General features: G+C 60.0%; 17 protein-coding genes. 9 read left to right on the forward strand and 8 right to left on the reverse strand.

Annotation, left to right across the window (positions count from 1 at the left end; genetic code table 11):
• Positions 1-144: 144 nt before the first annotated feature.
• Together ACYZTZ_RS13520 and ACYZTZ_RS13525 are read left to right on the forward strand one after the other, a co-directional pair.
• Entirely contained in the window at positions 145-2,658 is a 2,514-nt protein-coding gene (locus ACYZTZ_RS13520) for a fused MFS/spermidine synthase (RefSeq protein ID WP_461998562.1), read from the forward strand.
• A gap of 221 nt (positions 2,659-2,879) precedes the next feature.
• Positions 2,880-5,231 (forward strand): tetratricopeptide repeat protein, encoded by a 2,352-nt coding sequence (locus ACYZTZ_RS13525; RefSeq protein WP_461998563.1) that lies wholly within the window; start codon positions 2,880-2,882, stop codon positions 5,229-5,231.
• A 225-nt stretch (positions 5,232-5,456) separates the two neighbouring features.
• On the opposite strand, the gene ACYZTZ_RS13530 is transcribed toward ACYZTZ_RS13525, so the two are convergent.
• The 3 genes from ACYZTZ_RS13530 to ACYZTZ_RS13540 all read right to left on the reverse strand — a co-directional run bounded on the left by ACYZTZ_RS13530 (position 5,457) and on the right by ACYZTZ_RS13540 (position 8,652).
• Positions 5,457-6,425, reverse strand: a complete 969-nt coding sequence (locus ACYZTZ_RS13530) for a hypothetical protein (RefSeq protein WP_461998564.1) — start codon at positions 6,423-6,425, stop codon at positions 5,457-5,459.
• Positions 6,426-6,502: 77 nt separating this feature from the next.
• Positions 6,503-6,982, reverse strand: coding sequence for a DUF934 domain-containing protein (locus tag ACYZTZ_RS13535; protein WP_046046936.1), 480 nt, complete (start codon positions 6,980-6,982; stop codon positions 6,503-6,505).
• Positions 6,979-8,652, reverse strand: coding sequence for a nitrite/sulfite reductase (locus ACYZTZ_RS13540; RefSeq protein ID WP_461998565.1), 1,674 nt, complete (start codon positions 8,650-8,652; stop codon positions 6,979-6,981). The genes ACYZTZ_RS13535 and ACYZTZ_RS13540 overlap by 4 nt, the downstream gene beginning before the upstream one ends.
• 264 nt (positions 8,653-8,916) lie before the next feature.
• Here ACYZTZ_RS13540 and ccoN point away from each other — a divergent pair, with 264 nt between their 5' ends.
• Entirely contained in the window at positions 8,917-10,344 is a 1,428-nt protein-coding gene (gene ccoN, locus ACYZTZ_RS13545; RefSeq protein ID WP_461998566.1) for a cytochrome-c oxidase, cbb3-type subunit I, read from the forward strand.
• Positions 10,345-10,359: 15 nt separating this feature from the next.
• Positions 10,360-10,581, forward strand: a complete 222-nt coding sequence (locus tag ACYZTZ_RS13550) for a cbb3-type cytochrome c oxidase subunit 3 (protein WP_461998567.1) — start codon at positions 10,360-10,362, stop codon at positions 10,579-10,581.
• Positions 10,582-10,774: 193 nt separating this feature from the next.
• Here ACYZTZ_RS13550 and ACYZTZ_RS13555 read toward each other — a convergent pair whose 3' ends face one another.
• The gene (locus ACYZTZ_RS13555; RefSeq protein ID WP_046046933.1) at positions 10,775-11,269 is read right to left on the reverse strand and encodes a hypothetical protein; all 495 of its coding nucleotides are present in this window, start codon (positions 11,267-11,269) and stop codon (positions 10,775-10,777) included.
• Between the two features lie 69 nt (positions 11,270-11,338).
• The gene (locus tag ACYZTZ_RS13560; RefSeq protein ID WP_461998568.1) at positions 11,339-12,115 is read right to left on the reverse strand and encodes a helix-turn-helix domain-containing protein; all 777 of its coding nucleotides are present in this window, start codon (positions 12,113-12,115) and stop codon (positions 11,339-11,341) included.
• 78 nt (positions 12,116-12,193) lie between these two features.
• On the opposite strand from ACYZTZ_RS13560, the gene ACYZTZ_RS13565 reads away from it, so the two are divergent.
• On the forward strand, positions 12,194-12,886 hold the full coding sequence (locus ACYZTZ_RS13565) for an aspartate/glutamate racemase family protein (protein WP_056745848.1): 693 nt from the start codon (positions 12,194-12,196) through the stop codon (positions 12,884-12,886).
• Between the two features lies 1 nt (position 12,887).
• Here ACYZTZ_RS13565 and ACYZTZ_RS13570 read toward each other — a convergent pair whose 3' ends face one another.
• The 3 genes from ACYZTZ_RS13570 to ACYZTZ_RS13580 all read right to left on the reverse strand — a co-directional run bounded on the left by ACYZTZ_RS13570 (position 12,888) and on the right by ACYZTZ_RS13580 (position 14,967).
• Positions 12,888-13,409 carry a GNAT family N-acetyltransferase gene (locus ACYZTZ_RS13570; protein ID WP_461998569.1) on the reverse strand — a complete coding sequence of 174 codons (522 nt, stop codon included), beginning with the start codon at positions 13,407-13,409 and terminating at the stop codon, positions 12,888-12,890.
• A 37-nt stretch (positions 13,410-13,446) separates the two neighbouring features.
• The gene (locus ACYZTZ_RS13575; protein ID WP_461998570.1) at positions 13,447-14,439 is read right to left on the reverse strand and encodes a LysR substrate-binding domain-containing protein; all 993 of its coding nucleotides are present in this window, start codon (positions 14,437-14,439) and stop codon (positions 13,447-13,449) included.
• An 87-nt stretch (positions 14,440-14,526) separates the two neighbouring features.
• Positions 14,527-14,967 carry a carboxymuconolactone decarboxylase family protein gene (locus tag ACYZTZ_RS13580; RefSeq protein ID WP_056745842.1) on the reverse strand — a complete coding sequence of 147 codons (441 nt, stop codon included), beginning with the start codon at positions 14,965-14,967 and terminating at the stop codon, positions 14,527-14,529.
• Positions 14,968-15,174: 207 nt separating this feature from the next.
• Here ACYZTZ_RS13580 and pdxR point away from each other — a divergent pair, with 207 nt between their 5' ends.
• The 4 genes from pdxR (at position 15,175) to ACYZTZ_RS13600 (ending at position 18,565) form a co-directional block, all read left to right on the forward strand.
• The gene (pdxR, locus tag ACYZTZ_RS13585; protein WP_461998571.1) at positions 15,175-16,608 is read left to right on the forward strand and encodes a MocR-like pyridoxine biosynthesis transcription factor PdxR; all 1,434 of its coding nucleotides are present in this window, start codon (positions 15,175-15,177) and stop codon (positions 16,606-16,608) included.
• A gap of 123 nt (positions 16,609-16,731) precedes the next feature.
• A complete protein-coding gene (locus ACYZTZ_RS13590; protein WP_008150809.1) occupies positions 16,732-17,025 on the forward strand; it encodes a putative quinol monooxygenase in 294 nt (97 codons plus the stop codon).
• Positions 17,026-17,215: 190 nt separating this feature from the next.
• Complete coding sequence (locus ACYZTZ_RS13595) at positions 17,216-17,626, forward strand: cupin domain-containing protein (protein WP_461998572.1); 411 nt, start codon at positions 17,216-17,218, stop codon at positions 17,624-17,626.
• Positions 17,627-17,854: 228 nt separating this feature from the next.
• The gene (locus ACYZTZ_RS13600; RefSeq protein ID WP_461998573.1) at positions 17,855-18,565 is read left to right on the forward strand and encodes an ATPase; all 711 of its coding nucleotides are present in this window, start codon (positions 17,855-17,857) and stop codon (positions 18,563-18,565) included.
• Positions 18,566-18,697 lie beyond the last annotated feature (132 nt).

Here is an 18,697-nt window from a genome sequence, read left to right on the forward strand (position 1 = left end):
TAAGACCGCGTCGGCCCCTTCGCGAGCAAGCCCGCTCCCACAGGGGATTTGTGCCGCACTGCAGATCCACTGTGGGAGCGAGCTTGCTCGCGATGGGGCCGGCAGGGTCGCAGACTTTTTTGAATTGGAACAAGGCAATCCGCAATGTCCTCACGAGTCGCCAGCAAGTCGTCGGCCATCCCTGCCACTCAGAGCAAAGCCCCGGCGTTGCTGATTCCCGCCCTGTTGCTGTTCGTCTCCGGTGCTGCGGCACTGGTGTATCAGGTGCTGTGGATCAAGCAGTTGTCGCTGGTGGTCGGCGTCGAGGTGTACGCCATTACCACCGGGATCAGCGCCTTTTTTGCCGGACTGGCGTTAGGCGGTTTGTGGTTCGGCCGGTGGGCCGATCGCTTGCAACAGCCGGTTCTGCTCTATGCAGGGCTGGAAGTGCTGGTGGCCGTGCTCGGCGTCGGTGCGACCTTCGCCATGAGCCTCGCGGCCAGCCCGTTTGCCTGGCTGGAACAGCAAGTCGGCCTGCTGGCCTGGGTGTTGCCATTTGCGCTGGTGGGCATTCCGGCGTTGCTGATGGGCGGTACCCTGCCGGTGCTGGTTCGTTCGTTGGCAGCCAACCCGCAACAACTGGGCAAGGCCGGCGGGCAACTCTATGCGGCGAACACCGCCGGGGCCATCGCCGGCACCTTGCTCGCCGCGTTTGTGTTGATTGCGACCCTCGGTGTACGCGGCAGTGCCTTGGCTGCAGCGATGCTGAACCTGCTGGCCGCCGTCGGTGCCTTGTGGTTCCAACGCCACCGCTCGCTGCCGAATGAGGCGCCGGTCAAGCACCACGCCGACAAAGCACCCGATCGCGTTGCCTTGTGGCTTTACTCAATTGCCGGTGGCGTGGCCCTCGGTTACGAAGTGGTCTGGTCGCAGTCCATCGTGCAGTTCATGAGCACCCGTACTTACGCGTTTGCGGTGGTGCTGGCGACGTACCTCACCGGGCTGTTTCTCGGCAGCATCCTGTTGGCCCGTCGGGTTGACCGCATTCGCGATCCCTGGGGTGTGTTCGGTTTGTTGATCGCCGGTGCCGGGCTCGTCGCGTTGCTGGAAATCGCCTTGCTCGGACGCTGGCTGGTGGTCGCCCAAAGCCTGGCCGAAACCTGGGTGTTGTCGTTGGGTGCGAGTGACCTGTTGGGCATGATCGCGCGGTTTGCGGTGGCGGCAGTGAGCATCGTGTTTGTGCCTACCCTGCTGCTCGGCGCTGCATTTCCGCTGGCCCTGCGTTTGAGCGTCGGCCGCGAGCGGGTCGGTCAGGCTGTCGGCGCGGTGGTGGCGTTCAATACGCTGGGCGGGATTGTCGGGGTGATGCTCTGCGGGTTTGTGCTGATCCCGTTGCTGGGGCTGGTCCGAACCCTGGGCCTGCTGGCGATTGTCGCCGCAGGGATTGGGTACTTCGCGGTGCGAAAGGGTCATAGGGTCAAGAAAGGCCGGCGGCAAGCTGTGGTCGCTATTGGCCTGTTGTCGATTGCGGTGGCGGTTTTTACGCCCGTAAACAAACTCGCCAGCCTGCTTCCCGGTGCACGCAACGGCACTCTGGCTTTTTACGAAGAAGGACGCGGTGGAACCGTCGCCGTGGTCACTCAGGGCAAAGGACAAAAAGCGTTCCAGCGCTTGTACATCCAGGGTGTGTCCAACACCGGCGACGCCATGCCGTCCCTGCGCTACATGCGGATCCAGGCGCTGTTGCCGCTGCTGATCCACAATGGCGAACCGCGCTCGGCGCTGGTGATCGGTTTTGGCACCGGCATCACCGCGGGCGCCCTGACGCGCTATCCGGGGCTGGAACACCGTGTCGTGGCCGAGTTGCTGCCATCGGTGGTCAAAGCCGCGCCGTTGTTCAAAGGTAACTTCAATGCGGCCGCTGACCCCGGCGTTGACATACGCCTGCACGATGGTCGGCAGGAACTGCTGCGCAACCCACAGCGCTACGACTTGATCACCCTCGAACCACCACCGCCCTCTGCCGCTGGCGTGGTGAATTTGTATTCCCGGGACTTCTATCAGTTGGCCGCCAGTCGCCTGGAGAAACAAGGCCTGGTCGCTCAATGGCTGCCGCTGCCCACCCAGAACATCGACGATTCACGCTCACTGGTGCGCAGCTTTCTCGACGTCTTCCCCTACGCCACCCTGTGGACCAGTGAGTTCCACGAAATGCTGCTGGTGGGCTCGATGCAGCCGATCGAACTGGACGCGGCGAAAATCAGCCAACGCTTCCAACAGGACACCGTGCGCAGCACCTTGCAGGACGTGGGCATTGGCTCCGCTGCAGCGTTGCTCTCGACCTGGGTCACCGATCGTGCAGGCCTGGAGCGTTTCGCCGCCGACGCCCCACCGGTGACCGACGATCAGCCGCGTATCGAATATGCGCCGTGGGTGCGGGCCAAGGAGATCAGCCGCGTACTGCCGGCCTTGCTGGACCTGCGCATAGCGCCACCGCTGGTGAACGCCGACGCGGGCTTCAACGAACGGATGAACGCGCACCAGCAACGCCTGATGCAGTTTTATCGGGCGAGTCTGCATGCTTATGACGGTGACCGAGACGCCTGGGCCAGGGATATTCGCGAAGTGATGCGCGGGGATGGGGGGAATCCGTATTTCCGGTGGTTTGTCGGGGAGTGATGCAGCGCCTGACAGACCGTCATCGCGAGCAAGCTCGCTCCCACATTGGATCTGTGTCGAATACAAATCCCCTGTGGGAGCGAGCTTGTCTCCGGGCGGCGTTCCGACGATGAGGCCCTCAGCCTCAATGCATCATTTGACAGACGCCGGCCATCCGGCAAAGCTGCATCGAGCTTGAACGCGCGCCTGACGGCAAACGCACCCGGACTATGGAAGTCGCAATGCCGAAACATAAAAATAAAGCGGTACAGCCAACTCCTGATTCACCACCGACCTTGATTAACCGTTACCTGTTTCCCGTCACCCTCGGCGTCTTGCTGTTGGCCATAGCGGGCATCGGCTGGTTTCTGTTCAGCAGCAAACCGGCCCCCGTGACTTATGCGCCTGTCAGTACGCCGGTCGCTCAGCCGGCCAAACCGCAACCGGTCGCCGTGGCGCCGGCAACGATGGTCGATGAGCAACAATGCCAAGGCTGCCACAGCGAGCAGGTCAAGGACTGGCAAGGTTCCCATCACCAATTGGCAATGCAGGAAGCCAATGCCGAAACGATGCTGGGCGACTTCAATAACGTCACCTTCAAAGCGGAAAACGAAACCACCCGTTTCTCGCGCAAGGGCGACGGGTTCTGGGTCAACACCCCTGGCATAGACGGCAAAAATGCCGACTTCAAGGTCGCCTACACCTTCGGCATCGCGCCGCTGCAGCAATACCTGATCGAGGTCGACGAGGGTCGGTTGCAGGCGCTCGGTGTGGCCTGGGATACCGAGAAGCACCGCTGGTTTCACCTCTATCCGGGCCAGGGTGTGAACTTCAAGGACCCATTGCACTGGAGCAAGCCGAGCCAGAACGCCAACTTCATGTGCGTCGAGTGCCACACCACCGGTTACAAGCGCAATTTCGATGCCGCAAAAAACACCTTCGACAGCCATTGGAATAGTCTCGGTGTCGGCTGTCAGGCTTGCCACGGCCCGGCTTCCAATCACATGGCATGGACGGCAAAAAAAGCTGACCTGGTCCATGCCGGTTTTGCCGTCGACCTGAAGGACAAGAACGCCACTGTCGAAATCGAAACCTGTGCCCGCTGCCACTCGCGCCGCGCCCCTTTGGGCGACGGTTTCACTGTCGGCAAGCGCCTGATGGATGACTACCTGCCGAGCATCCTGACCCGCGAGTTGTACGCACTGGACGGCAAGATCAAGGACGAAGTGTTCGAACACGGCTCCTTCGCCCAGAGCAAAATGTTCGACAAGGGCGTGCGCTGCAGCAACTGCCACAACCCGCACAGCACCGAGCTCAAGGCACCGGGCAACGGTGTCTGCCTGCAATGCCACAACACCGCCGGCAAAACCTCAGTCGCGGGTGTTGACGGCACAGGCCTGCAAGCGAAGAACTACGACGCCATCGAACACACCCGCCACACCATGGGCCAACCGGGTTCGCAGTGCGTGGATTGCCACATGCCCGGCAAGTTCTACATGGGCAATGACTTCAGGCATGACCACAGTTTCAGCATCCCCAACCCAGAGCGGGCGAAAAAACTCGGCACGCCGGACGCTTGCCTGACCTGTCACCAGGGCAACGCTGGCGACAAGGTCACCGAGCAATTCAAGCGCTGGAACACCACCACCGCGCAGGCACCGCGTTACGACGAAAGCCTGTGGCTGATTCGCAACGGTCAGCCCGGCGCGGCGCAAGCCTTGTACGAGCAGCTTCAGCGCAGCAATTTGCCAGCGATTCAGCGCGCGACCCTACTCGCCGAGTTGCCACTCTACCCAAGCGAACAGGCATTGAAACTGGCCACCAAAGACTTGAACCACCCAGCCCCGCAAGTGCGTGAAAGCGCCGTCCGGGCGATCAGCGCGTTCTTGCCGCCACCGGAGCGCGCGTCGCTGCTAACGCCGTTGCTGCATGATCCGGTGAAGGCTGTGCGGATTGTCGCGGCTCGGGATCTGCTGAGCGTGGCCCGTAATGGATTGGGCAGCGCCCAGGACCACTGGAATGCGGCCATCGCCGAGTATGAGGAGGTCCAGAAAAGCCTGGCCGAACGCGCCGAAGCCAACCTCAACCTCGCCATGCTCTATCAGGCCAGCGGTCGTAGTGGCGAAGTCGAAGCGCTGCTGCGCACCGCCCTCAAGCGCGATCTGGATTTCTACCCGGCGCTGGTGACGCTGGTGCAATGGCTGGAGGCGAACGGACGCAGTCAGGAAGCTCAGACGCTGCTGGAGCAGAGCCTGAAAGAACATCCAGATGCCGCCCTGCTGCAACACACTCAAGGCCTGTCGCTGGTGCGCGCGGGCAAATCGGGCCAGGCCATGCCGGCCTTGCGCAAAGCGGCGCAACTGGAACCTCAGAACACCCAGTACGGTTACGTGTTGGCGGTGGCGTTGCACGACAGCGGCAAGGTCGATGAGGCCTGCCAAGAGCTGGAGCGGCTGTTGAAAGTGCAGCCGGCCAATCGCAATGCGCGGTTGTCGTTGATCCAGTACTACCTGGATAACGGACAGGAACCGAAGGCGCAGGTGCTGTTGCAGGGTTGGAAGAAAATGAACATGGGGGATCCGGCGTTGAAGTGACCTGGAGTACATCCTTGAAATCCACCCCTCACCCCAACCCTCTCCCCACAGGGGCGAGGGGAAAGGGAGCCGATCTTCAAGCCTTTCAAAACCTGAGTTCGACTCGAAATTTCAGGTCGACGCAACTCGAAAAAACACCTCGGTCAGTCCCCTCTACCCCTTGGGGCGGTCCGACGTTTCGGGAGGGTTAGGGTGAGGGGTGGATCTATATGACACCCCACATCTTCACCAGGACGAACCACTCTTCAACGCCAACTCCCGCCGACTGTTCGCCCGCATCGCCTTGATCAGCGACACCGTCCCCACCAGCAAAATCGCCGCGCCAAACAGGAAGTCGATGTTGTACAGCTGAAAGTCCTGCAACGGCCCCACCAGCAATACCCGGATCGCCCCGATACTCACCAGCGTGGCGAGAAAATCGATGCCTGGTTCGTCGCGATAAAACACGTGCATCAGCGGCAGGCAAATCACCAACAGCAACAGCAATACAATCACCTTGAACGAGCCCTTGCGCTCGACACTGAACGCACATTCGTTGGCGGCGTAAGGCTTGTAATCCTCGTCGCGCACCAACGAGTTTTTCTCATTGATGTACTCGACCCGGTTGTACTTCTGAATGGGCGTAAAGGTGTTCGACATCTCCATCACCGTGGTGATGTGGCGAAAGCGCAAATCGATGCGCTCATTGCCCTTGAGGTAATACAGCACCGGTTTGTAGCCGTAGCGGTAGGTGTCGAAGGGAAACTCGGTGGCGCGCCCCTGTACGCCGATCGGTCGCGGCTCCAGCTCCGCGTAGGCGCTTTTGTTGTCAGAGGCGAGGTTACGGCTCAGGGGTTTGATCTTCACCTGTTCGAGGAAAATCGGCGTGGCGCCGTAAGACCATTGCAACGGTTCCAGGCGCAGGCGCAGCTCGTTTCGGCCCAGGTCATAGCGATTGAAGGTGCGCTCGGAAACAATCACCGCGCCGCTGAGCAGGAACTCGCCACGCAGGTTGTTGGTGATGCGCAGGGTCAGCTGATCCTTGCCCAGCGACAGCGCATCGGCGGCCGGTGGCGTGCCGCACCAGGCGTAACTGTCGAACGCACCACCCAACTGCCCGCCGCGGTTTTCCTGGAACACGTAAAAGTAACCGCCCCACAGGGTCAACATCAGCAGAAACGCGGTTAACCCTAAAATCTTCTTGCCCACACTCAAACCAGACTCCTTTCGGTACGACTTCCTTATGAGGTGCGGACTCTACCAAAGTGCCATCATCGACCCAAGCGAAACCCTCAACGTCGCCTGAACAACGGTCGCGGCTCAATCACCGAACGCCCATACAACACACTCATCCCCGCCAGCCCCTTGAGCGCATCTTCAGCCGATTTATCTTCACGCACCGCGAAGCTGTCGAACCCGCATTGGCGCATGTGGCTGAGTTGATCGCGCAGTACATCGCCGACGGCGCGCAACTCGCCCGTCCAGCCCAATCGAGTGCGCAACAAGTACGCCTGGCTGTAACCGCGACCGTCACGGAAACTCGGAAAGTCGAGGGCAATCAACGGCAGGTGTGAAAACCACGGTTTGAGGCTTTCCACCTCATCGTCCGGCCCCAACCACACGCCCTTTTGCGGTGGACCTTCAAGCCAACGGGCCAACGGCAGAATCACTGCACCCGCCGGCCATTCATCGTTGACATCCCTGACCAGGGTCCAGGGATCATCAGCGACAATCCGCGCCACACCCTCCTCCAGCCGCAGCACATTGTTCATGCCGACACCTCCAGCAGCTTCGGATAGACCTGCTCTTTGAACGGCTCCAGACCGATGCGCTGCAAGGTGTCGACGAACACTTCCTCGCTCTCGCGGTAATTGACGAACGTGGCGATGATCTGCTCGATCACCCCGGGCACTTCGGCGGCGCTGAAGGACGGGCCAATGACTTTGCCCAATGCGCTGTTCTTGCCCTGAGCACCGCCGAGGGTGATCTGGTACCACTCGCTGCCGTTCTTATCGACCCCCAGAATGCCGATGTTGCCGATGTGGTGGTGGCCGCAGGCGTTCATGCAGCCGGAAATGTTCAGGCTGATGTCGCCCAGATCATGCAGATAGTCGAGGTCTTCGAAGCGTGCCTGAATGGCTTGCGCGATGGGAATCGACTTGGCATTGGCCAGCGCGCAGAAGTCACCCCCGGGGCAGGCGATGATGTCGGTCAGCAACCCGATATTGGCGCAGCCCAGGCCCTGTTCACAGGCGTGACTCCAGAGCGTGTAGAGATCAGCCTTGGGCACGTCGGGCAACACAACATTCTGTTCATGGGCGATGCGAATTTCGCCAAAACCGAACTGCTCAGACCAGCCGGCCACCGCCTCCATTTGCTCGGCCGTGACATCACCCGGCGGTGAGGTAATGCCCGGTTTGGTCGACAGCACCACGCTGGCGTAGCCCGGCACTTTGTGCGGCTGAACGTTGCGCGACACCCAACGGGCGAAGGCCGGGTTTTCGGACAAGCGTGTGCCGAAATCGAGGTCGGTGTCCGCCAGAGCGCGGTAATCCGGTGGCACAAAGGCACTGGCCACGCGCTCATACTCGACGTCGGTCAACTGCGCCGGGCCGTCCTTGAGGTACTGCCACTCCTCCTCCACTTCCCGGGCAAAGGCTTCGATGCCCAGCGCCTTGACCAGAATCTTGATCCGCGCCTTGTACTTGTTGTCCCGCCGACCGTGGCGGTTATAGACGCGCAGCACCGCCTCGACGTAGGACAGCAAATGCTGCCACGGCAACCCCTCACGAATCTGCAAACCAAGGATCGGCGTGCGCCCCAGCCCACCGCCAACGATGACCCGCAGCAGCATTTGCCCGTCGTCACCCGGGTAAAGATAGAGACCGATGTCATGCATCATGATCGCCGCCCGGTCCTGTTCCGCCGAGCAGATGGCGATCTTGAACTTGCGCGGCAGGAACAGGAATTCCGGGTTGATGGTCGACCACTGCCGCAGGATTTCTGCCAGTGGTCGCGGGTCGATCATTTCATCCGCTGCCACCCCGGCAAAGGCTTCGGTGGTGATGTTGCGCACGCAGTTGCCGGAAGTCTGGATCGCGTGCATTTCCACGTGTGCCAGGCGTTCGAGGATGTCCGGTACCTGGGCCAGTTCGATCCAGTTGAACTGCATGTTCTGCCGGGTGGTGAAGTGGCCGTAGCCACGGTCGTAATCCCGGGCGATGCTCGCCAGCGTGCGCATTTGCGGCGCGCTTAACGTGCCGTATGGAATCGCCACGCGCAGCATGTAGGCGTGCTTTTGCATGTACAGGCCGTTTTGCAAACGCAGCGGCAGGAATTCTTCTTCGCTCAACTCATCCGCCATGAAGCGTTCGACCTGATCGCGAAACTGCGCGACCCGCTCAAAGACCAGGGCCCGGTCATAGTCATCGTACTGATACATGTGGCTACCTCATCAGGATTGATCGGGCTCTGCGGCTCGTTCACGAGGTAACGACTATGGACCTGCGGCGCAGCGCGTTACAGATTCACCTGAACGCTAAAAAACCGTATCAGGTTGTGGCAGATGGCCGCAGGGTTACCTCAAATCTGATCCGCATAAACTCTGTTTTTCTGAGTCTGTTTTGTTTCTGGCAGGGTTTCTACAGTGGACGACATGCCAGTCCGGGTGGCCTGGCAAGACTTTGCAACCGTGGAAGCATTGACCATGAGCACAGCAACAATCGGACAGGCCTATAACTACAAGGTCGTCCGCCAATTCGTCGTGGCAACCGTGGTTTGGGGTGTCGTGGGGATGGTGATGGGGGTGTGGATCGCCTCGCAACTGGTGTGGCCGCAGATGAACCTCGACCTGCCATGGACCACCTTCGGCCGCTTGCGCCCGCTGCACACCAGCCTGGTGATTTTCGGCTTTGCCGGCAGCGCGCAATTCGCCGCCAGTTACTACGCGGTGCAGCGCACCTGCCAGGTGCGGCTGTTTTCGGACAAGCTCGCCGCATTCACGTTTTGGGGCTGGCAGTCAGTGATCGTGGTGATGCTGATCACCCTGCCGCTGGGCTACACCACCACCAAGGAATACGCCGAGATCGAGTTCTCCGGCGCGGTCTGGATGACGGTGGTCTGGGTCGCTTACGCCATCGTGTTCTTCACCACCGTGGTACAGCGCAAGACCAAGCACATCTACGTCGGCAACTGGTTCTTCGGCGCGTTCATTGTGGTGATCGCCATGCTGCATGTGGTCAATCACCTGGCGATCCCGGTGGACTGGTTCAAGTCCTACCCGGTGTATTCCGGGGCGACCGACGCCATGGTGCAGTGGTGGTACGGGCACAACGCAGTGGGTTTCTTCCTGACCACCGGGTTCCTGGGGATGATGTATTACTTCGTGCCGAAACAGGTTGGGCGGCCGGTGTATTCCTATCGGCTGTCGATCGTGCACTTTTGGGCGCTGATCACCCTGTACATCTGGGCCGGCCCGCACCACTTGCATTACACCGCACTACCGGATTGGGCGCAGTCGCTCGGCATGGCGATGTCGCTGATCCTGCTGGCACCGAGCTGGGGTGGAATGATCAACGGCATGATGACGCTGTCGGGTGCCTGGCATAAGTTGCGCACCGACCCGATCCTGCGCTTTTTGGTGTTGTCCCTGGCCTTCTACGGCATGTCGACCTTCGAAGGGCCGATGATGGCGATCAAGACGGTCAACGCCCTCTCCCACTACACCGACTGGACCATCGGCCACGTCCACGCCGGCGCTTTGGGTTGGGTGGCGATGATTACCTTCGGCTCGCTGTACCACATGATCCCGAAAGTCTTCGGTCGCGAGCAGATGTACAGCACACCACTGATCAACCTGCACTTCTGGCTGGCGACCATCGGCACCGTGCTGTACATCGCCTCGATGTGGGTCAACGGCATCACCCAGGGCCTGATGTGGCGCGCGATCAACGATGACGGCACGCTGACCTACTCCTTCGTCGAAGCCTTGCAAGCCAGCCATCCAGGGTTCGTGGTGCGCTTCGCCGGCGGGGTGTTCTTCCTCAGCGGGATGTTGCTGATGGCTTACAACGTCTGGCGCACGGTTCGGGTTGCGGACGTCGAAATGGCCGAACGCGATGCGCAGATTGCCTGAGGCAAGGGGCTTGAGATGATTGAGGTCGTGTTGAATGTTTTGGGTGTCGTGGGGCTTTGGCTGGCGGTTGAATACTGCCTGAAGCACCAGACGGCCGAGAGTCTGGATGAAGCCAGTCTGATACCGTTTGCTGATGACCCGGAGGTGGCGCGGCGGGTGGAATTGGCGACGGGCAAGAGTGTGAAGGCGGTGGAGCCGGAAGAGGCGAAACCTGGCTGGGGCAATTTGGAGGTTTGAGGGGTGTCTGTTGGAACCACCCCTCACCCTAACCCTCTCCCCAGGGGGTAGAGGGGACTGACCGAGGTGTTGATTCGAGTTGCATCGACCTGACATACCGAGCCGAACTCAACTTTTGAAAGCCACGGAGATCTGCTCCCTTTCCCCCTCTCCCCCGTGGGGAGAGGGCTGGGGTGAGGGGTGGTTTTTGACCTTAGCTACGTTCGCGGGGAATAAGGCTCTGCAACTGCTGCGCCAAAAAGTTCGCATCGAACGCAAAGGTATCCGGGTCTTTCAAGCCATTGGTCTTGCGCCATTGCCAGCTGCTGGACGGCGGCAGGCACACCAGCGAAATGCTGCCGTACCGCGCGGCCGTCAGGCCCATCACGGCCAGTGAAATCTGACCACCGGCACCCATCACATCCGGCACAAATTCAACCGGTTTACCGGCGATCACAATGGACAGTTTCTCGGTCTTGAAGGTCGACGTTTCGACCGGCACGCTCGGCCCGGACGCAACATACGCCTCGCGGCTCACCTCCAGCAGATTCGGCGCCTGGACCGGTTCCAGCCATTGCTGGATCTGATCGAACAGTTCACCAATGCGCGTCGCCCACACGGCCGATTGCGACTCGAACAGTTGCTTCTTGTGTGCTTCGCTTTCTGCGTAATGGCGAAGCATCTCACCCAGTTGCTGTACATCGTCCATTGCGGTGTTCCTTTGTTGAAACGGTGCTGCGGACTTTGAGCATGGCAGATGCGCGCTGCCGGCGTACGACTAAAAGCGTGAACGGTATTGGCTGGGGGTCATGGCCAGGTATTTGCGAAAGGCACTGCCCATGTGGGACTGATGGGCGAAGCCGGTGTCCAGGGCGATGTCGGCCAGGGACAGGTCGGTGTGTTCGATCATCCGGCGTGCCGCCTGAAGCCGCACTTCAACCAGGTAAGCGTGGGGTGTCAGGCCGATGGCCCGGGTGAAGTCGCGCAGAAAGCGCAGCTCGTTTTGCCCGTAGGTGACGGCCAATTGTCCAAGGGTCAGGGGTTCGTGGAACTGCTCGGCGATCTGATCCAGCACTCGAGCGAAGGACGTAGGCGTGATCCGGTGTGTTGTTTCGATTTTCAGGGGGGTCAAGTCAACGAGATCCAGGGCACATTGCTCAAACGCCAGTAGATCGGGCTGTGGGGCGAGCAACAGACGTCGCAGCTCTCGTGCAAGGGTCAGCGCGTGTCGATTGCCTGAAGACTGCATGCGGTGGGTGACGCAGGGTAACTGCTCACCGGCAAACTGTTGGTCCAGGCGCATCAGCAGGTATTCACCGCCAGTGGCGGACTCGGAAAACACCTCGACTCCGATCGGTGTATAAGCCAAAACGCCGGGCAAGGTATCAAAATCCACCCGATGGTCGGAATCGATGGCGTGCACACCCTGCTGACGCTCCAGCGTTACCCCGAGCGTTTGCGACTGTGCCGCGTCACGCGCGCTGTACGCCGCACGAGGCAAGAGTTGCAGGCAGACTTTGCCGCCGAACAAGCGCTGACTCATTGCATCAGGCATATGAAATTTCCTGATAGATCGAAACCGGGATCCACTGGACACTCTCTCGCAAAGGGTTGCCATCAACAGGAGCACGACATGCGCACCATCGGCCTTATCGGCGGCATGAGCTGGGAGTCCAGCGCCGAGTATTACCGTCTCATCAATCAGCAGGTGCGCGACCGGCTCGGGCCGTTGCGTTCGGCGAAATTGCTAATGTACAGCGTCGACTTCGGGCCTGTCGAACAGGCCCAGCACGCCGGGCGCTGGGACGATGCGGCGGCGATTCTGGTGGATGCGGCGCAGCGGTTGCAGGCTGGCGGTGCCGATTGTGTGGTGCTGTGCACCAACACCATGCACAAAGTGGCCGGGCAGATTCAGGCCGCGATCAGCATTCCGTTTCTGCACATCGCCGACCCGGCCGGTCAGGCTGCCGTCGAGGCGGGTGCGCTGAAGATTGGATTGCTCGGCACAGCGTTCACCATGGAGCAGGATTTCCTCAAGGAGCGCCTGACTTCAATGGGGCTGACCGTACTGGTGCCGGAGGCCGATGAACGTCAGGCCGTCCACCGGATCATCTATGACGAGTTGTGCGTCGGGGTGATCAGCGAGGCGTCACGCAAGGTCTATCAGCAGGTCATCGAATCACTGACCCGACGTGGCGCCCAGGCAATCATCCTCGGTTGCACGGAAATCGGCCTGCTGATCAAACCCGAGCACAGCGCGCTGCCCTTGCTCGACACCACCGAACTGCATGCGCAGGCGGCGGTGGCGTTCGCCTTGGGCGAGTGACTTAAGCGGCCTTGGGTGTGCGACGCAGACGCGCCATGCTCAAGGCATCCACCAGCACGCCGTCACGCACGGCGTAGTCGCGAAACAGCCCTTCGGTGTCGAAGCCGAACTTGCGATACAGCCCGATGGCGGCTTCATTGTCGGCGTACACCGACAGTTCGAGCCGTTGCAGGTTCATCCAGTTGTCGGCGATGTCCAGCGCCGCCGCCAACAGCTTCGAGCCGAGGCCCTTGCCCTGCCAGGCCACCGCGACGCCCATGCCGAGATTGCCGGCATGGCTGCGGCGGATCCGCGAAAACTGCTCCAGGCCAATATTGCCGATGACCGTCCCTTGATGCAGCGCCACCAGCTGCACCACACGCTCGTTGTCCGGCGCCAGGCGCTTGCGCCAGACTTCCGCGGACTGAAACGGCATTTGCAGCACCTGACGGGTAATGGCCGGGTCGTTGTAGAGCGCGGTAATGCCGTCGATGTGGGATTCGTTGAAACGTTCGAGGGAGATGACAGCGTCAGTGGCGGGCATGGGTGATTCATCCTTGAGACAGACATGGCCGCCCACTCTATACCGCCGCAGGTTGTTCGAACCACTCCCGCCGCTCTTCGAAAGTGTTCTGAATCAGCTCGACGATCATTTGCACCTGCGCTTGCCCCTCGGACTCGGCATTGACCGCCATCCACACCTGACGCTGCATCGGTTGACTGAACAGCCCCGGCAATTCAATAAGGCCGCGGTCGAAGCGGCTGATGTATCCGGGCAGCAGGCCAATGCAGGCACTGCAACGGATCATCTCCAGCATCAGCTCATAGGAATGCAACTGCACTACCCCGGCCAAGCGTTGATCCACGAGGGTATTCCACGGCCGAAAGCTGTCGACCTGACGGTCATGCTGCCATTGCACCAGCAGGAAATCCGTCAGGTCGTCGAGGCTGTCTGGCCGCGACGCGACCCGTGAATAACGTTTGGCGATGTGTGGCAAATAGTCGAGCCGTGCCAGACGCCGGGGCTCGCTGACCGCAAAACTCGGGCCTGGCAGCGGTGAATCGGTGCCGGCCAGCCACAGCACCACATCGGCACTGACCGCTTGCAGGGACAGTTCGCTGTCCAGGGTGATGATGTCCAGGCGCACGCTGGCGTTGCGCCGCAACAAGGCAACCAGATCGCGACCGAGAATGTCATGCAGGATCGATTCGGCGACGGCCAGGCGAATCAACGGCTGTTCGGTCACCGGCAAATCGCGCTCATGGGCCAAAGCAATCAACTGCGATTGCAGCTGCAACCCGTCACGACTGAGGGCAACGCCATTCTCTGAGTGGCTGAATAGCGAACACTGCAGGTGCGCTTCAAGCTGCGCCAATTGTTTGCGCAGCTGGGTGGTCTTGATGTTGAGGCTGCGGGCTGCCTGCATGAAACAGCCGCAACGGGCACTGACCCGAAAAGACTGCGCCAGCACCGGATCGATCCCTGCCGCCAGAGTGCGCCAGTGTGAGGTTTTTTCTACGGGCGAGCGGTACTCGGCAACTTGCTGACGACCTGTGGTTTCCATGAATAGCATTGTTGACTCCCTGTCGATCTGTCCTTGAAAGCCTCATCCTGCGCAGCGTTTATGAACCTGATGTGACACTCGGGGCGGAAAATCGATTCAGCCTCCAGGGGTTTGCCGAAAGCTCACCGCCAGGCGATTCCAGCTGTTGATGGTGGTGACGGCGATGGTCAGGTCGACCATCTCGCCTTCGTTGAACTGCTCCCGGGCCTGCGCGTAGACCTCGTCCGGCACATGGCTTTCAGAGAGCAAGGTGACGGCTTCAGTCCAGGCCAGCGCCGCGCGTTCTCGCGCATTGAAAAAGCCGCTGTCGCGCCAGACCACGATCGAATACAAACGACGGTCGGTCTCGCCGAGTCGCCGGGCATCCACCGAGTGCATGTCGGTGCAGAAAGCGCAGCCATTGAGTTGCGAGGCCCGGATCTTGATCAAGTGCAGCAAGGCCGGCTCGATACTGAGGTTGCTGGTCAACGCCTCCATGGCAATCATCGCTTTCATCGCTTTGGGCGACGCGCTGTAGTAATCCAGACGGGGGTTCATGGAGTGACCTCGTGGATCGAATGTGTGCCCCTCAAGGTAGGCGTTGATACGCAGGCGTTACAGATCCAATTCTGCGAAATACCCGTGGACCACTCAGGCACCAGACCAATCGGAGGTTTTTCGCCCACGCAACTTTTGCGCAGGCGCTCATGCAGGTAATCTGGCCCGACGCACACGCGCCTCAATTGCCCCAGGAGCCACGCCGGTATGGAACTTCACGTTGTCATCAACGGCCGCAAGGACCTGGCAGGCCAGTTGTACAACCAACTGCGCAGCGCCATCGAATCCGGTCGCCTGGCAGCCGGAACGCAACTGCCGCCCAGTCGTTTGCTGGCAGAACAATTGGGGATTTCACGCAAGACCATTTCCGACACCTACACACAACTGACCTACGAAAACTTCCTCACCGGGGTCATCGGCAAAGGCACGTACGTCAACGCCCGACCAGCGAAAATCACCCGTAAACAGAGCCATTCGGAATTGGCCAGTGCCGAGGTCATCGAGTCCTGGCGCAACCTGCCGGTGTTCCTGCGTCATCCAACGCTGGAAGGCTCGTTGCGCTACGACTTCATCGGCGGCGCCACCAGCAAGGGCCAGTTTCCCCAGGATGACTGGCGGCGCTGCACCGCTCACGCCTTACGCCAGATCGCCGCTTCCAAGGGCTTCTACAGCCTGCCCGAAGGCTTGCCGGCGCTGCGTAATGCGATCGCCCGGCACATCGCGTTTTCCCGCGGGGTCAATTGCCAGGACGAAGACGTGGTGGTGTGCAACGGCGCGCAACAGGCGCTGGACCTGATCTCCCGGGTACTCACGCGCCACGGCAGCCTTGTCGCCATGGAAGACCCCGGCTATCCGCCCGCACGCCTGTTGTTCGGTACCCACGGCGCCACGGTGATCGGCGTCCCGGTGGATGCCGAAGGCATTCAGGTGGACAAGATCCCCCTTGGCACCCGGCTGATCTACGTCACCCCGTCGCACCAGTTCCCGCTCGGCATGCCGATGAGCCAGGCGCGCCGGGTGGCGCTGCTGGAGCGGGCCCATGAGTTGGGCGCGATCATCATCGAGGACGATTACGACAGCGAATTTCGCTACGAAGGCCGGCCCACCGACTCGCTGCAAAGCATGGACGAACGCGGCATCGTCGCCTACGTCGGGACCTTTTCGAAAACCCTGCTGCCGGAGTTGCGCCTGGGTTATGCGATCCTGCCGCCGGCAATACTCGAAGCGGTCATTCGCGCGAAGCAGCTCACCGACTTGCACACCTCCACCCTGCCCCAATGGGCGCTGGCCAAGTTCATCGCCGAAGGCTGTCTGCTCAAGCACATTCGGCGCTGCCATACGATCTATGCCGGGCGCCGTGAGCGGATCCTCGAGCGCATGGCCGGCGATCTTTCACCATGGCTCGAGGCGGTCCCGACCACCGCCGGGTTCCACATGGTGGTTATGTGCAAAGTGTCTATCGATATTCCATTGGTGATCGAACTGGCGAAAAAGGTCGAAGTCGGGGTGTATCCCATCGACAGCTTTTTCTATCAGCAAGCGCCGCAGTCCGGGCTTTTCCTCGGTTTTGGCGCCATTGAAACCCTCGACATCGACATTGCCCTGGACCGCCTGCGGGACATTTTGCAGCAGGTCGCCTGACGGATTGGTCTGCGTTTTTATTCCGCGATTGGCTATTGGTGGTCCGGGGATGCAGGCCTATCCTGCATAAGCGTTATCCCTCAATGAGCAGGATTCGTCCGGCCTGATTCAGGAGTGTGAGCAATGTCCAACGAAGTGATCAATACCGTTAAGGTGCAGGCCGCCGCCGGCCGCTCGGACGAACTGGGCAAGCAACTGCAAAAAATTGTCGACACCCTGCGCGAACTACCGGGCTGTGATTCCTATATGGTCGACCGCTGCCCCGAGGACGACAACCGCTGGACGGTCAGCGCCCGCTGGCAATCGGAAGCGGCCATGCAAATGCATTTCAACTGCCCTGAAGTACAAGGCTTTATCGGCTTGATCGACAGCCGCCTGGCCAACAGCGTCGACTTCAACAGTTTTCCTATCGTTTAAAAATTAGGTCGCCGTCTTCGGCCACTCCTACAGGGCAATGGGTACCCCTGCAGGAGTGGCTGGAGGCGGTGATCTTGTTTTTAAAACGCGCATGATTGGTCCCCTCGCCTTCACGAAAATTGGCTGTTTGATTGGCCTTTGCCGAGACTTACTGTGGTCCCTGACAACTAACCACAGCAGGTGATAACCCATGAACGCCTTCCGCTATTGCGCTGTTCCCCTCGCAGCCCTGGCCCTGACCGTTTCCGCCGCGACATACGCTCACGACCCTTCGGAAAAAGTCACCATTCTGCAGGACGAAATGCTGCAAAACGTGCCGGGCAAAAAAGCGTTGATGATCGAAGTCGACTACAAACCCGGCCAATCGTCCATCGCCCACAAGCACGAGGGCACGGCCATGGCCTATGTCCTTTCGGGCTCGATCATTTCTCAAGTGAAGGGTCAAAAAGCGATCACCTACAAGGCCGGCGAATTCTGGTACGAACCGGCGGGGTCGGAGCATCTGGTCTCGAAAAATGCCAGTACCACCAAACCCGCCAAACTGTTGGTGTTTATGGTGTTAGCGCCCGACGAAAAAGTATTGATCCCTTTGGAAAACTGATAGCTGTTGCGCCAGCCATAAACAAACAGGCCCGAATTAACAATTCAGGCCTTTTTATTTCCCGGAGCAATTAACCGGGGCCTTTTAAACCAAACAAAACTAGTAGTCACCTGACAAGTGCGGTGATTGGCCATTTCATTCAGCGACGACAGGTTTAGTCTGGAATCTCCGCCGACTGTGTCCGGCCTATTAACTTTCCGACTCAAGTTGTTTCACGGGAGAAACACCATGAAACTTGCACTTGTCAGCACCATGACGATGACGATTCTTTTAACGGGCTGCTCAATACCCACTGCACCGAAGGCTGTTTCCTCGCTCGACGGCGTCTTCACCGAGCCGGTCGGCCGCAGCAGCGCCACGCATGTCACCAATGGCAGCAACGTGTCCCTGGGCATCGTCTACAGCCGCAACACTCAGACCAACCGCGCCTACCTTCAGGATTACCAGGCCAACGCCGGCACCGGTTTCGGCCAGAGCCTGCTGGTGCAGTCGATTCACGACGCCTATGTCGCCACCTCCAAACCCGACCTGGCCGTGGACTGGGTCAAGGCGTCCTTGCAACGTCAGTTTGGCTCGGTGACGGTGTATCCGGACATGCAAAGTCTCAGGGCCGCCAAACCGGATGTGGTCGCCGTCGTCGACACGCGCAGTCAATTGATGACGTCGCGCAGTTCGGACATCAGCGCGAATGTCAGCGCAGCGTTCTACGATTCGAACTTCAACTACATCGGCACTGCACAAGGTCATGACGCTAAAGAACTGAGTCCGGTATGGGCGGACTATAAACGCAGCGAAGAGATAGTTGCCGACATTAACGAACAACAGAATGTGCAAGTTCGGGCCTTGCAGAAGTTTGACCAGTCGCTCAGTAATTTATTGACCAGGCCGACAGATAAAGTGTCGTTGATCGATAATAATATAGGCAAAAAGTTGTATTGAGGTTGATGGCCCCTTCGCGAGCAGGCTCGCTCCCACATTAGTTCTGATGGGGCCCGACCAGACGGTACAAAACCTTCAGGCAAAAAAAAGCCCCGCAATTCTCATTGCGGGGCTTCTTCATTCAGCGCCTGA

Source organism: Pseudomonas sp. LB3P58, assembly GCF_054897895.1.

Coding starts and splice junctions, on each gene's coding strand:
- ACYZTZ_RS13520 (WP_461998562.1), top strand. CDS start 145: ATGTCCTCACGAGTCGCCAGCAAGTCGTCGGCCATCCCTGCCACTCAG.
- ACYZTZ_RS13525 (WP_461998563.1), top strand. CDS start 2,880: ATGCCGAAACATAAAAATAAAGCGGTACAGCCAACTCCTGATTCACCA.
- ACYZTZ_RS13535 (WP_046046936.1), bottom strand. CDS start 6,982: ATGAACAATGTGCTGCGGCTGGAGGAGGGTGTGGCGCGGATTGTCGCT.
- ACYZTZ_RS13540 (WP_461998565.1), bottom strand. CDS start 8,652: ATGTATCAGTACGATGACTATGACCGGGCCCTGGTCTTTGAGCGGGTC.
- ccoN (WP_461998566.1), top strand. CDS start 8,917: ATGAGCACAGCAACAATCGGACAGGCCTATAACTACAAGGTCGTCCGC.
- ACYZTZ_RS13550 (WP_461998567.1), top strand. CDS start 10,360: ATGATTGAGGTCGTGTTGAATGTTTTGGGTGTCGTGGGGCTTTGGCTG.
- ACYZTZ_RS13555 (WP_046046933.1), bottom strand. CDS start 11,269: ATGGACGATGTACAGCAACTGGGTGAGATGCTTCGCCATTACGCAGAA.
- ACYZTZ_RS13560 (WP_461998568.1), bottom strand. CDS start 12,115: ATGCCTGATGCAATGAGTCAGCGCTTGTTCGGCGGCAAAGTCTGCCTG.
- ACYZTZ_RS13565 (WP_056745848.1), top strand. CDS start 12,194: ATGCGCACCATCGGCCTTATCGGCGGCATGAGCTGGGAGTCCAGCGCC.
- ACYZTZ_RS13570 (WP_461998569.1), bottom strand. CDS start 13,409: ATGCCCGCCACTGACGCTGTCATCTCCCTCGAACGTTTCAACGAATCC.
- ACYZTZ_RS13575 (WP_461998570.1), bottom strand. CDS start 14,439: ATGCTATTCATGGAAACCACAGGTCGTCAGCAAGTTGCCGAGTACCGC.
- ACYZTZ_RS13580 (WP_056745842.1), bottom strand. CDS start 14,967: ATGAACCCCCGTCTGGATTACTACAGCGCGTCGCCCAAAGCGATGAAA.
- pdxR (WP_461998571.1), top strand. CDS start 15,175: ATGGAACTTCACGTTGTCATCAACGGCCGCAAGGACCTGGCAGGCCAG.
- ACYZTZ_RS13590 (WP_008150809.1), top strand. CDS start 16,732: ATGTCCAACGAAGTGATCAATACCGTTAAGGTGCAGGCCGCCGCCGGC.
- ACYZTZ_RS13595 (WP_461998572.1), top strand. CDS start 17,216: ATGAACGCCTTCCGCTATTGCGCTGTTCCCCTCGCAGCCCTGGCCCTG.
- ACYZTZ_RS13600 (WP_461998573.1), top strand. CDS start 17,855: ATGAAACTTGCACTTGTCAGCACCATGACGATGACGATTCTTTTAACG.